General features: G+C 52.1%; 7 protein-coding genes. 6 read left to right on the top strand and 1 reads right to left on the bottom strand.

The window, feature by feature from the left end:
• The first annotated feature begins 259 nt into the window (after positions 1-259).
• Together Q0R57_RS00780 and hflX are read left to right on the top strand one after the other, a co-directional pair.
• Positions 260-610, top strand: coding sequence for a hypothetical protein (locus tag Q0R57_RS00780; protein ID WP_294742903.1), 351 nt, complete (start codon positions 260-262; stop codon positions 608-610).
• 68 nt (positions 611-678) lie between these two features.
• Positions 679-2,019 carry a GTPase HflX gene (gene hflX, locus Q0R57_RS00775; protein ID WP_294742902.1) on the top strand — a complete coding sequence of 447 codons (1,341 nt, stop codon included), beginning with the start codon at positions 679-681 and terminating at the stop codon, positions 2,017-2,019.
• A gap of 3 nt (positions 2,020-2,022) precedes the next feature.
• Here hflX and Q0R57_RS00770 read toward each other — a convergent pair whose 3' ends face one another.
• A complete protein-coding gene (locus Q0R57_RS00770; RefSeq protein ID WP_294742898.1) occupies positions 2,023-5,211 on the bottom strand; it encodes a beta-L-arabinofuranosidase domain-containing protein in 3,189 nt (1,062 codons plus the stop codon).
• 183 nt (positions 5,212-5,394) lie between these two features.
• Between Q0R57_RS00770 and Q0R57_RS00765 the strand changes: the two genes are divergently transcribed.
• The 4 genes from Q0R57_RS00765 (at position 5,395) to Q0R57_RS00750 (ending at position 13,541) form a co-directional block, all read left to right on the top strand.
• Positions 5,395-7,248 (top strand): DUF4954 family protein, encoded by a 1,854-nt coding sequence (locus Q0R57_RS00765; protein WP_294742896.1) that lies wholly within the window; start codon positions 5,395-5,397, stop codon positions 7,246-7,248.
• 37 nt (positions 7,249-7,285) lie between these two features.
• Entirely contained in the window at positions 7,286-10,186 is a 2,901-nt protein-coding gene (locus Q0R57_RS00760) for a M16 family metallopeptidase (RefSeq protein WP_294742894.1), read from the top strand.
• 101 nt (positions 10,187-10,287) lie between these two features.
• On the top strand, positions 10,288-11,937 hold the full coding sequence (locus Q0R57_RS00755; protein ID WP_294742891.1) for a fumarate hydratase: 1,650 nt from the start codon (positions 10,288-10,290) through the stop codon (positions 11,935-11,937).
• Positions 11,925-13,541 (top strand): M6 family metalloprotease domain-containing protein, encoded by a 1,617-nt coding sequence (locus tag Q0R57_RS00750; protein ID WP_294742887.1) that lies wholly within the window; start codon positions 11,925-11,927, stop codon positions 13,539-13,541. The genes Q0R57_RS00755 and Q0R57_RS00750 overlap by 13 nt, the downstream gene beginning before the upstream one ends.
• Positions 13,542-13,546: the final 5 nt, after the last annotated feature.

Genomic DNA, 13,546 nt, shown 5'->3' with positions numbered 1-13,546 from the left:
ATTCTCATACCCTTGGAGATAGAGTTCGCATAGAGAGGTCTATGAGAGGTCTATGAGAGGTCTATGAGAGGTCCATGAGAAGTCCATGAGAGGTCCATGAGAAGTCCATGAGAAGTCCATGAGCAAGTATAGGGCAAACATAGAGCAAATTTTGTATCTCTGACCTGCGGTCGAAGATACTTTTAGTCGAGAAAACTCAAAATTCTTTTGATGTTTTGCTCACTTATTCGTATCTTTGCAGCAGAAATCTTTATTAACTATGGCCAAGCATTTTAGATTATACCTGCTTTTAACTGTATTGGCAGTGTTTGTCTTTACCTCGTCTGTTGCCATCTGGGCTTTCTATCAAGCCGTGAAGACAGAGAATCATGTGCGCTATGTTGGCATGATGAACATTGCGTCGGAGAAAATTGCAAAGACTATCCGGGGCATGGAGATGAATGCCGATGAGCTCATCTACAAGCCGTTTACCAAGATTGACCTGCTCTCCGAAGGCCTCGGCCTCGGCCTGCCGCTGAGCAAACGTCATGCACTAAGCCTGGGTGGCGACCTCGTCTATGACAAAAGCTATCATGATGGCTGCAGGTTTATACTGGAAATACCAAAATAGGTCGCGTCTTCTTGTATAAGTCAGAAAAAAGTTGTACTTTTGTGCCCGAAAAACGAAAGAAGAACTGAATGAAGGAATTTGTGATATCGGAGGCGAAAGCCGAGACTGCCGTGCTGGTGGGACTGATTACGAACCAACAGGACGAGGCGAAGACTAATGAATATCTGGACGAACTGGAGTTTCTGGCCACTACGGCTGGTGCTCGTACCGTGAAGCGGTTCACACAGAAGGTGAACGGCCCCAGCAGTGTGACTTACGTGGGAAGCGGCAAGCTGGAGGAGATACGTCATTATATCAAGATGTGTGAGGATGCCTACGACGAGGCGATGGAGCACCGCGAGGATTATGCCAGCGATGCGGAGATGCCACAGCCCGTGGGTATGGTGATATTCGACGATGAGCTGAGTGCCAAGCAGATACGTAATATAGAGAAGGAGCTGCAGGTGAAGATACTGGACCGTACGAGTCTGATTTTGGATATCTTCGCCATGAGGGCACAGACGGCTGAGGCTAAGGCGCAGGTGGAGCTGGCACAGCACCGCTATATGCTGCCCAGACTGCAGCGCCTGTGGACGCACCTGGAACGACAGGGCGGCGGCTCTGGCGGCGGTGGCGGCAAGGGCTCGGTAGGTCTGCGTGGTCCTGGTGAGACACAGCTGGAGATGGACCGCCGAATCATCCTGCATCGCATCACGCTGCTGAAACAGCGTCTGGAAGAGATTGACAAGCAGAAGACGACGCAGAGGAAGAACCGCGGCCGACTGATACGTGTGGCGCTGGTGGGCTATACCAACGTGGGCAAATCGACGATGATGAACCTGCTGTCGAAGAGTGACGTGTTTGCGGAGAACAAGCTCTTCGCCACGCTCGACACCACGGTGCGCAAGGTGACGATAGAGAACCTGCCCTTCCTGCTGGCCGACACCGTAGGATTCATCCGTAAGTTGCCCTCAGACCTGGTGGAGAGCTTCAAGAGCACCCTCGACGAGGTGCGCGAGGCTGACCTGCTGGTGCATGTGGTGGATATCTCGCACCCGGACTTTGAGGACCAGATACGTGTGGTGGAGCAGACACTGGCGGAACTGGGCTGCTCAGAGACACCCTCGATGGTTGTGTTCAACAAGATTGATGCCTACCGCTGGACGCCGCAGGACGAGGACGACCTGACGGAGCCCACAAAGGAAAACATCTCGTTGGACGACCTGAAGAAGACGTGGATGGCGAAATTAAGTGGGGAGAGGAAAGAGGAAAGAGGAGGGTATGCTGTCGCACCCCTGTTCATCAGTGCTAAGAATAAGGAGAATATAGACGAGCTGCGCACCACATTATATAATAAGGTGCGCGAGCTCCATGTGCAGAAATATCCCTATAACGACTTCCTGTATGAGGTGGTGAGCGACGAGGGATAGACGCTATTTCAGAATCTTATTGCCTTTGTAGATATAGACACCCTTTGCGGGGGCGGTGATGCGCTGTCCCTGAAGGTTGTAGAGCACGGCGGGCTGGGCACTGGGGTCTGAGATCGCGGTGCTGATGCCTGTGGCTGTGATATATTCGTTGACATCGCTCACGAAGTTGATGTCGTAGATTTCGCAGGAGCCATCGGACGACGATGCCGTGAGTCCGAAGATGGTTTGACCTATGCACACGCTGGGCCTATCGCCTGTGAAGTTCTCATAGAGTCCGCTGCTCTTCATGTTCCACGCAATCACCTGCTGCTGACTGTCGCCCTGACCGACGGTCTTCTGCAAGTAGGGTCTTACCTGCGTGCCGTGATTGGAACCATTGAGCCACCACAGGTACGAACTGGTAGAGGAGGTCTGCAGGTCCTTGCCTCGTACCACCATGTATATCTGACTCTTGTCGATGTCGTAGTCGTGATCCTGATACTTCAGCGTCAGGCAGATGTTGTTGGCACCCTTTGACTTGGCCTTGAGGATATTGTTGACGGTGTCGTAGGTGATGGCGCTGGCAGCGATGCGGGAGGCATCGCCAGTGGTCCAGTCGGTGGCCTTGAACTGATAGGTGTTGGCATTGGGGTTGTAGCTCCTCATCAGCCTGAGGTAGTAGAGGCCGGGATTGGTGGTGCCTGCATTTGCCGAGAGGCGCACCACGAACTGCTCCTTAGCGACACCATTGTCGGTGGCCAGCTCGGCGGGGATGCCATACTCAATGTTAAAGAACCCGTTGTCGTCGTTTTTCACGCTGCTGGGAATGACGATGTCGGCAATCTTCTTGCCATCGACCAGCAGTGAGGCCTTGCGGCCTTGGTCGGCTGTGGTGAAACGGCACATGACAGACAGGCTGTCGGTGATGCCCTCCTTATTATACAGGGTGTACTGCACGTAGCCTCCAGAGCTGGCATCGCGATAGCTCTCACCATTATAGGAACCTGTTGACGATTTGTTGGACTTGACATCATGACCAGCCTCGCTCTGCTGTTCGCCAGGTGCCACGAAGTCGAGGGTTCTGGCTTTCATGGCCTCGTTGGCTGCTTCGGTCTGTGCCATAGAGCTGTTGGCAAAGTTCTCTGGCGTCTGCTGGTACCAATAGCACATATAGCGGGCATGATGAATCTGATAGAACGGAACCAGCGTGAGTGTGTGCCATTTGTAGGTATCGACACCCTCGCGACTGGCATCGATGGTGAAGCGCAGCTGGTGGTCGGTGAAGGCGGGCGTGATGCGACTCAAGACCTCATCTCTGTCACCAATGAGCAGTGGTGCTGAGAGCAGGTTCCTGGATGTCGCCATCGAGCCGGGAGCGTGGTCCATGCGTCCTGCACCGGCATATTCGTTCTGCAGCTTCTCGTAGATGAGTCCCGTTTCTTCGGCCTCGGCGGTGCTGGTGGCTGTGGTCTGCGCGCCCAGCAGGATGGGGCCGAAGGTGAAGGCAATATAGTCGGTATAGTTGGGACATGCCGTATAGTTCAGTTCCATAGGCAGATAGACCTTGATGCGGTCGCCAACTTCCCATGTGCGTTGGATGGTGACATAGCTGGCCTGTCCCTTGGTCACTTCCTGCTCGACCTTTGTGTCGTTGACGGTGATATAGTATTGCTCGCCAGCCCATGCTGGATGACGTATGGCGATATTATAGGTGCCAGCCTTGCCAACGGTGATGTCAGAGGTGGCAGCATAGGCCGAAGGCTTGGCAGAGACTGCAGGGTTGATGCCCGGGAAGAGGGTCTCCTGGGTGACGATGAAGGCATCGCTCTCCAGCTTCGAGGGTGTGAAGAGGTTGACGTAGAGTGTGGCCGTGCTGTCGTGGGTATAGATGAAATGTCCGTACTTAGAGTGGTTCTCCATACCTGTGCCCACACAGCACCACATGCCCTGATTGACCTTAGAGTAGATGCGGTAGCCCTGGGGGCGCAGCGTGGTGAAATAGACGTAGCCGCCAGTGGTGGGGTCTTGTGTGGAGAGGATATGGTTCCACATGGCATATTCGTAGAAGTCCACATACTTGGCATTGCCAGTACGGTCGGCGAGCATCTCGGACAGTTTCAGCATATTGTTGGTGTTGCACGACTCTGGGCCGTCGAGCTGGTCGATATAACGGTTGCCGTTGGCGGCAGCTAAGAAATGCTCGTTGACAGAGTTGCCGCCAATGCAGACGGTGCGGTTCTGGGCTACATCCTGCCAGAAGTTCTCGGCAGCCTTCTTGTAGCTGTTGGCGGTGGCATCCTGCTCGAAGATACGCTCCATGCCGATATACTTGGGCACCTGGGTGTTGGCGTGCTTGCCGTCGAGGAAGGTCTTGTTGAGCGTCTGCATGCCGTTGAGCATCGTCTTGTGGGTGTATTTCTTGGCACCTGTCAGGTATTTCCTCTCGCCAAACAGCTGGTAGGCATCGAGCAGCGTCTCGTTCATGCCGCCGTGTTCGCAGTCGAGGAATCCCTGGAAGTCGCTTTCCGAAACCTTGCTCACCACGTTGATGCTCCAGTCGGCCAGCTTGCGGAACATCTCCTTGGCCTGTTCGCTGTTGCCATAGACATAGGCGTCGCGCAGGCCTGCCAGAATCTTATGCTGGCAATAGAACGGCACCCATCCCCAGTTGTCGCGGATGGCGGAGAGGTCGCCGCGATAGAGCTTCTTCCACGACTCGTTGATGGGCTGGCCGCCAATGAAGCCATAGAGGCCTTCCGTATTGTCGTCGTAGGCATCCTGACAGTCTTTCATGACGTTGAGCATATAGTCCAGACGCTCTTTCAGACGGGTCTTCGTATCTGCATCATGACAGGCGGCATAGGCCAGCGCTAAGGCCGATACATAGTGGCCTCCCACATGTCCGCTGAGGTCGAAGCCGGCATCGCCGCCCCAGTTCCCGAAGTTGGGGTGCTTCTGCTCCCAGCGGTAGTAGGGACTGCTGGTATCGCTTGTGGCCGAGAGTCTTGCCTGACGTACGAATGGTGTGAGCAGGCGGTCTGTGTCGTACTTCATCAGCATCTCAATGTTTAGGTACATCGAGGTCTTCATGGGACCGTCGAGCAGTGTCACCTGCTCCAGGTCGAAATGCTTGGGATAGAGTTCACTTTGTGCCTTTGAAACGGTTACTGCAGCCAGTGTCAGCAAGGCCAGGAGAGTAGTTTTCAACTTCATAGGTGATGTAGTTTTTTTCAGTTATGCGTTGCTTGTTTCTTTTATAACGTTTTTCCTAACTGATTATTATCTCCTAACCATGATTATTTTTATGATTTTTTTTTTTTTGTATTTACTTGGAATTTTCGATTATTGTTAGTATCTTTGCAGCGCTTTTTTTTATACACAAACAAACAGAACCTTATGAGAGACTACAGGCATTTGACACAGGAGGAGATCCAGGTGCTTGAGAACAACGTGTGTTGGGCCGAGGACTGGGACAGAGTGATGGTTGACGAAGAGTTTCGTCCGTATAACTTCCATCGCGCGATATTCTATGGCGATATCCGCCTGGGTAAATTCGAAAAGAAGATTGAGGTGGCCAAGGGCTTCTTCAAGCATTCAGGTATTAACGATGCCACACTGCGTAACGTCAGCGTGGGCAACGACTGTCTGATTGAGAAGGTGGGCAACTTCATCAACAACTACACCATTGGCGACGACTGCTACATCTCGAACATCTCGACACTGGAGACACGCGAGGGAGCCAGCTATGGTGCCGGCTCTACCATCAGCGTGCTGAACGAGATGGGCGACGGCAACATTGTGCTGTTTCGTGAGCTGAACTCGCAGCTGGCTGCCTTCATGGTGAAGCACAACCGCGACAAGGCCCTGGTGAACCGTTTGCGCCAGCTGATTGACGACGAGGTGCGCGTATCGACACCAGAGCGTGGCATCATTGGCAACAGCGTGAAGATTATCAACACCAAGGACATCATCAATACGGTGATCAAAGGTGACTGCGAGATTAGCGGCTGTGCCCGACTGAACGAATGTACCATACTGAGCAGTGAGGATGCACCTGTGTTTATCGGCACTGGCGTCATCTGCGAGAACTCGATTATCTGCGACGGATGCTCTATCAATAACTCGGTGAAGATGCAGGACTGCTTCGTGGGCGAGGCCTGTCAGATTACCAACGGCTTCACGGCTGAGGCCAGCCTGTTTTTTGCCAACAGCTTCATGGCCAACGGTGAGGCCTGCGCCGCCTTCTGCGGTCCGTTCTCAGCATCGCACCATAAGAGCTCGCTGCTCATTGGCGGACAGTTCTCGTTCTATAACGCTGGTTCGAACACAAACTTCTCGAACCACGCCTATAAGATGGGCCCGCTGCACTATGGCACCCTGGAGCGTGGCACCAAGACCGCCTCGGGATCGTATGTGCTAATGCCTGCCACTATCGGTGCCTTCTCGGTGTGCTTCGGCAAGCTAATGCACCATCCTGACACCCGTTGTCTGCCGTTTTCATATCTCATTGCCTACGGCGAGACGATGTACCTGTCGCCAGGTCGTAACATCACCACCGTGGGTCTGTATCGTGATATTAAGAAATGGCCCAAGCGCGACAAGCGCAGCAAGTTGTCGAAGAAGAGTATCATCAACTTCGACTGGCTCAGCCCCTTCACCGTGGGCGAGATTATACAGGGTATCGAGATTCTGAAGGCCCTGCGTGCCGCCTCGGGCGATAATGTGACCACGTATAACTTCCATGAATATGTGATCAACGCCTCGTCGCTGAAGAAGGGCTTGAAATACTACGACATCGCCCTGCGCATCTATATGGGTGCCGTGCTGAAGCGTGCACAGAAGGAGGGCTTCTTCGGCTATCCCAAGTCGGAGGTAGGCAAGGGCAACTGGTCGGACCTCAGCGGACTGCTGCTGCCTGAGAGCGAAGAGCTGCGACTCATTGACGACATTAAGGAGGGACGTATCGAGAACATCCAGCAAGTGCTCACACGCTTCGAGGAGATTAACGACCACTACAGCGACTACCGCTGGGCCTGGAGCTACCAACTTCTGTTGGACTACTATCACCTGACAGAGCTCGACAATGCTGCCTGCGAACGTATCCGCGAGGATTATGTCAAGGCACGTCGTGCCTGGATTGCCGAAATCCGCAAGGATGCTGAGAAGGAATACCAGATGGGTGATGTGGAGCAGGAGGTTTATGAGGACTTCCTCTCGAAGCTCGACCACGAAATTGATTACGAAAATTAATACTTTTCAACATCGAAAATAACGAATTAAACGAATAATGAAACTGAAACTTCTTTTGGGAATTGCTTTGACAGGAGTGCTTATGTGCTCCTGTTCGAAGTACAAGTATGAGACGGTGGATGGCGATATGTCACAGACACGCATCTACACGTTGGACAACGGACTGAAGGTCTATCTGAGTGTGAACAACGAAGAACCGCGCATACAGACCTTTATCGCAGTGCGCACAGGTTCGAAGAATGACCCCGCAGAGACAACGGGTCTGGCACACTATCTGGAGCACCTGATGTTTAAGGGCACCACGCACTTCGGAGCTAGCAACGTAGAGGCTGAAGCACCTTTGCTCGATGAGATAGAGCAACGCTATGAAGCCTATCGTCAGCTGACAGACCCCGAGGCCCGCAGACAGGCGTACCACGAGATTGACTCTGTGAGTCAGCTGGCTGCCCAATACAATATTCCCAATGAGTACGACAAGCTGATGGCTATCATCGGCTCGGAGGGCTCGAATGCCTATACGTCGAACGATGTGACCTGCTATGTGGAGGACATTCCCTCGAACGAGATAGACAATTGGGCCAAGATCCAGGCCGACCGCTTCATGAATATGACCATCCGCGGATTCCACACCGAGCTGGAGGCCGTTTACGAGGAGTATAACATCCATCTGTCGGATGATGTAGACAAGTTGTTTAATGCCCTGCTGGCCAAGCTCTATCCAACGCACCCCTACGGTACGCAGACCACTATTGGTACACAGGAGCATCTGAAGAACCCTTCGATTACCAATATCAAGAACTATTTCAAGAAATGGTACGTGCCCAACAATGTGGCTATCTGTATGGCTGGCGACTTCGATCCTGATGAGGTCATCGCCATCATCGACAAGCATTTCGGACAGTGGCAGCCTGGCGACGATGTGTCGCAGCCTGAGTTCCCAGAGCAGGCGCCCCTGACGCAAGTGGTCGACACTACCGTGATAGGATTAGAGGCTGAGACCATCTGGATGGGCTATCGCTTCAACGGCGCCTCTTCGCTGCAAATAGACACCCTGCAGGTGATAGAGAGCATGCTGAGCAATGGTACTGCAGGTCTGCTTGACCTCGATATCAACCAGCAGATGAAGATGCTCGAATCATGGGGCGGCGTTCAGACGGGTATGGACTATTCTACCTTTATCCTGGCAGGCACACCAAAGGACGGACAGACACTTGACGAGGTGCGCGACTTGCTGCAGCGGGAGATAAGCAAGCTGAGGAAGGGCGAGTTCTCTGACGACCTGCTGCCTTCTGTCATCAACAACCTGAAGTTGCGCTATTACAACGCACTAGAGAGCAACCGCGCTCGTGCCAATATGTTTGTGCAGGCCTTTATCAACGGCGCATCATGGGAGCAGGAGGTGAAATCGCTGGAGCGTGTGGAGGGTATGACCAAACAGCAGATTGTGGACTTTGCCAATAAGCACTTTGGAGAGAACTACGTGGCTGTGTATAAGCGTCAGGGCGTTGACTCCACTCAGAAGAAGATAGACAAGCCTGAGATTACGGCTATCCCCACCAACCGCGATATGGTGAGTGACTTTGTGAAGGAGATTCAGAACACGGAGGTGAAGCCCATACAGCCGCGCTTCGTGGACTTCAAGAACGATCTGACCTTTGGAGAGTTCAAACCTCAGTTGCCTTATGTCTATGTGCAGAACAAGGAGAACGGACGCTTCACACTGGCTTTCCGCTATGATCTGGGACAGGAGAACGATGTGCGCTACGATAATGCCGCAGAGTATCTGGAGTATCTCGGTACCGACTCGCTTACTGCCGAGCAGCTGAAGCAGCAGTTCTATAAGTTAGCATGCAACTATAACATCAGCGTGGGTGATCGCAGCATCACCGTCAGCCTCAGTGGTCTTGACGAGAACATGCCTCAGGCGCTGGCTCTGCTCGAGCATGTGATGCAGCATGCTAAGGTGGATAACGATGCCTATCAGCAGTATATCGCCATTCGCGAGAAGGGACGTATGGATAATAAGTTCGACCAGCAGGCCAACTTCCAGTACCTCTATTACTATAGCATCTACGGCCCCTACAACCCCTATCGTCATGCACTCACAGCACAGCAATTGGCAGAGACCGACCCGCAGGAACTGCTCGACCTGCTGAAGAACCTCAGCCAGTTTGAGCACACCGTATTGTATTACGGTCCTACGGCAGAGAACAAACTGGCCGAATGTCTCGAATCGCATCTCTCGAAGATTTCCGAGTTAAAGAAGCCTGAGGAGGCACAGCACTATGCCCTGCAGGAGACACCTCAGAACGAGATATGGCTGGCACCTTACGACGCTAAGAACATCTATATGCGCATGTATCACAACGAGCTGCGTCAGTGGAACCACGACGAAGATCCTATCCAAGCTGTGTTTAACGAGTACTATGGCGGCGGCATGAATACCATCGTGTTCCAGGAGCTGCGTGAGGCTCGCGGACTGGCCTATAATGCCTATGCCCTGTATCGTCAGCCCGACTATCAGGACGAGAGCGAGTATTATTTCACGCATATCATCACCCAGAACGATAAGATGATGGACTGCGTGCGACAGTTCCATGCTATCCTCGACAGCATTCCTCAGAGTGAGGAGGCATTCAAGATTGCAAAGGAGTCGATTACCAAGCGATTGGCAAGTCAGCGCACCACGAAGTTCGGACTCATTAGTGCATGGCTCTGGGCCAAGCAGCGTGGCATTGACTATGACGTCAACGAACGCATCTACAACGCCCTGCCTGACATCACCCTGAAGGATGTGGTGGCTTTTGAACAGCAGCAGATGGCAAAGAAGCCTTATCGCTATATCATCCTGGGCGATGAGGCCGACCTCGATATGGCTGCCCTACAGGAATATGGTCCTGTGAAGCGCCTCACCACCGATGAAATCTTCGGCTACTAAGGCTGAAAGTTATGTCGCGATAAAAAAAACGGGACTCAATGTTTGCGAGTCTCGTTTTTTTGTTGTACTTTTGTGCCCAGTAAAACAAATATTACATAGCTATGGCAACACCAGTACAGTTCAAGTATGCCCCCATGTTTCAGGTGGGCGAGGATAAGACGGAGTATAGACTGCTTTCGAAGGAAGGCATTACTACCGCCGAGTTTGAAGGTAAGCAAATCGTAAAGGTCTCGAAAGAGGCCCTGACTCTCTTGGCCCAGCAGGCTTTCCACGATGTGGAGTTTATGCTGCGCAGAGAGCATAACCTCCAGGTGGCTAAGATCCTCACCGACCCAGAGGCCAGTGAGAATGATAAGTATGTAGCCCTGCAGTTCCTGCGCAATGCAGAGGTGGCTTGCAAGGGTATCCTGCCTTTCTGTCAGGACACTGGTACTGCTATCATCCACGGTGAGAAGGGACAGCAGATATGGACAGGTTTCGAGGATGAAGAAGCTCTGAGCCTGGGTGTGTTCAACACCTTTACTCAGGACAACCTGCGCTACTCGCAGAATGCTCCTCTGAACATGTACGACGAGGTGAACACCCGTTGCAACCTGCCTGCACAGATTGACATCGAGGCAACAGAGGGTGCTGAGTATAAGTTTGTGATGGTAGCTAAGGGTGGTGGCTCTGCTAACAAGACCTATTTCTACCCAATGACAAAGGCTACTATCCAGAACGAGGGTACACTCATCCCATTCTTGGTAGAGAAAATGAAGAGTTTGGGTACAGCTGCATGTCCTCCATACCACATCGCATTCGTTATCGGTGGTACATCAGCTGAGAAGAACCTGCTGACAGTGAAGCTGGCTTCGATCAAGTTCTACGACGGTCTGCCAACAACTGGTGACGAGACCGGTCGTGCTTTCCGTGATATCGACCTGGAGCAGAAGCTGATTAAGGAGGCTCAGAAGATCGGACTGGGTGCACAGTTCGGTGGTAAGTATCTGGCTCACGACATCCGTGTGATCCGTCTGCCACGTCATGGTGCAAGCTGTCCTATCGGTATGGGTGTTAGCTGCTCGGCCGACCGTAACATCAAGGCTAAGATCAATGCAGATGGTATCTGGCTGGAGAAGATGGACAGCAACCCAACAGAGCTTATCCCTGAGGAGCTGCGCAAGCCAGGTGAGGGCGGCAAGGGTATCGAGATCGACCTGAACGAGGGTATCGATGCTGTACGTGCTGAGCTCTCTAAGTATCCTGTAAGCACACGTGTGAACCTGAAGGGTACCATCATCGTGGCCCGTGATATCGCTCACGCTAAGCTGAAGGCTCGTCTGGATGCCGGTGAAGGTATGCCTGAGTACTTCAAGAAGTACCCAGTGCTGTATGCTGGACCAGCTAAGACGCCAGAGGGCTATCCTTGTGGTTCGATGGGCCCGACCACAGCTAACCGTATGGACCCATACGTAGATGAGTTCCAGGCTAATGGCGCATCGCTCGTGATGATTGCCAAGGGTAATCGTTCAGATGTTGTTACCGAGGCTTGTAAGAAGCATGGTGGTTTCTACCTCGGAACCATCGGTGGTGTGGCTGCTGTCCTCTCGCAGAGCTCAATCAAGAGCATCGAATGTGTGGAATATCCTGAGCTGGGTATGGAGGCCATCTGGAAGATTGAAGTCGAGGACTTCCCCGCATTTATTCTTGTGGACGATAAGGGCAATGATTTCTTCAAGACGCTGAAACCCTGGACACCATGCGGAAAGTAAAAAGACTTCTTTTCCTGTTAGCTTTTCTGCCAGTAGCTGCTTTTGCTCAGCAGGAGTTCGAGGTAATACGTGGTAACTGTTTGCCAGACATCTCTGACGATGTGCCTGCTGTTGGTAATAGGGTAGGGGCTGTCAGACAGAAACTGCCTGCCATCAATACCAATTGGAATCCGGAAAAGACCTATCGTCAGATGGTGATTCTGGTTAACTATGTCGACTCTGTATTCAGTTGCGAGAATCCGAAGGCTTTCTTTGAGAAGATTCTGAACGAGCCGGGCTATAACGAAGGCAACGGCCCTGGCTGTGCGGCTGACTATTTCCGCTCGCAGTCAAATGGTATGCTGAATCTTCAGTTCGACGTGTTTGGACCTGTCAAGGTGAGTCAGAAGGCTCAGCCCTATGAGAATCCTACATCGTCCACCAAGAACTACGCTGACAATGCGTTGTATGAGGCTGCCAACAAAGTGCTGCTGGAGAATCCCACACTGGACTATAGCGTCTACGACTGGAACGGCAACGGCTACATCAATCAGGTGATTTTTGTGTGCGCAAGTTTCTCTGGCAATGCCAGCAGCCCCTATTTCAATACCAATGGTTTTTTATGGCCTAACACGAGTTCTATCTCTACCATTACAACACCCGACGGCTTGAAGATTTCGAACTATTCTGCCTGTGCTGAACTGTGGCCCACAAAGACACCACGCTCTTGTGGATTTTCTACCATTTGTCATGAGTTCTCCCACAGTCTGGGACTGCCTGATATCTATCCGACAAATAGTTCTGCAGGTTATTCTGTTTGCGATGAATGGGACTTGATGGATGGTGGTAATTTTACCAACTACGGCTGGTGTCCCGTTAACTATACAGCTCTTGAGAAGATGCTGATGGGATGGCTCACGCCTGTAGAACTGACAGAGGATTCGTTGACTATTGAGGGATTGAAACCTGTAGAAGAAGGCGGCAATGCCTATATCATCAAGCACTCTGACGATGAATGGCTGTTGCTCGAAAACCGTCAGCAGAGAGGATGGGATGCTGGTGCACCAGGAAAAGGACTCGTCATTTATCATGTAAACTATTCGGCTTCGGTTTGGAAGAACAATAAGGTGAACAACGACGCCACCAAGCGTCGCTTCGAACTAGTGCATGCCGACAATATGGACTATGACGCCTGGGACGACTATTTGACGCAGGCGGGCTTAGGGTCTTATGAGCATTCTCAGAAGATGAACAGACGTCTTCTGAGTACATCACCCTATCCTTGGATTGACGATTCAACAGGTGGCGTGCTAAACGACAGTCTGACAGATACCTCGGTGCCAGCGGCTGTCATGTTCTATCCTGGTTTGACTGGCAATCCGCTGTTTAATAAGCCCATCACCAATATCAAGATGACTGACGAGGGACTCATCTCCTTCGACTTCATGGGAGGAGCACCAGTAGTGGTCGATGGCATCACAACTCATCCCTTCACTCTTCACTCTTCACCCTTCACCTGTCACCAGATCTATGACCTCAACGGTCGCCGCCTCGCTGCTGAGCCACAGAAGGGTGTCTACGTCATCAGAAAACAGGACGGAACCATAAGAAAAATATTCAAATAATATCT

The sequence above is a fragment of the uncultured Prevotella sp. genome (genome assembly GCF_946407605.1).
In the GTDB taxonomy this organism is placed as follows: Bacteria; Bacteroidota; Bacteroidia; order Bacteroidales; family Bacteroidaceae; genus Prevotella.
The sequence above is the reverse complement of the archived record's forward strand: the minus strand, read 5'-3'. Positions and strand labels throughout refer to the sequence as shown.

Excerpts from the sequence above, each read along its gene's own strand:
- hflX (WP_294742902.1), top strand. The coding sequence starts at position 679 with ATGAAGGAATTTGTGATATCGGAGGCGAAAGCCGAGACTGCCGTGCTG.
- Q0R57_RS00760 (WP_294742894.1), top strand. The coding sequence starts at position 7,286 with ATGAAACTGAAACTTCTTTTGGGAATTGCTTTGACAGGAGTGCTTATG.
- Q0R57_RS00750 (WP_294742887.1), top strand. The coding sequence starts at position 11,925 with ATGCGGAAAGTAAAAAGACTTCTTTTCCTGTTAGCTTTTCTGCCAGTA.
- Q0R57_RS00755 (WP_294742891.1), top strand. The coding sequence starts at position 10,288 with ATGGCAACACCAGTACAGTTCAAGTATGCCCCCATGTTTCAGGTGGGC.
- Q0R57_RS00765 (WP_294742896.1), top strand. The coding sequence starts at position 5,395 with ATGAGAGACTACAGGCATTTGACACAGGAGGAGATCCAGGTGCTTGAG.
- Q0R57_RS00770 (WP_294742898.1), bottom strand. The coding sequence starts at position 5,211 with ATGAAGTTGAAAACTACTCTCCTGGCCTTGCTGACACTGGCTGCAGTA.
- Q0R57_RS00780 (WP_294742903.1), top strand. The coding sequence starts at position 260 with ATGGCCAAGCATTTTAGATTATACCTGCTTTTAACTGTATTGGCAGTG.